Raw genomic sequence first — 244 nt, 5'->3', positions numbered from 1 at the left:
GCCCCACTCGTTATCGTACCAAGCCATTACTTTAACTAGTTTGCCTTCAGCTTTTGTTTGCGTTGCATCAAAAATTGATGACGCAGGGTTGTGATTAAAATCAATAGAAACAAGCGGAAGCTCGTTGTATTCTAAGATATCTTTCATTGAACCTGTTGCTGCGGCTTTCATTACTTCGTTAATTTCTTCAGCAGTTGTTTCGCGCTTAGTAATAAACGTAAAATCAACTAAAGAAACATTAATA

General features: G+C 36.9%; 1 pseudogene. It reads right to left on the bottom strand.

The window, feature by feature from the left end:
- Positions 1-244 (bottom strand): annotated as a pseudogene (locus R2R70_RS22470) (erythrose-4-phosphate dehydrogenase); the annotation flags it as partial.

Origin of the sequence: Cobetia sp. SIMBA_158 (assembly GCF_046566945.1) — a bacterium.
GTDB classification, from domain to species: Bacteria; Pseudomonadota; Gammaproteobacteria; order Pseudomonadales; family Halomonadaceae; genus Cobetia; species Cobetia amphilecti.
This window is presented reverse-complemented; position numbering and strand designations above follow the sequence as displayed.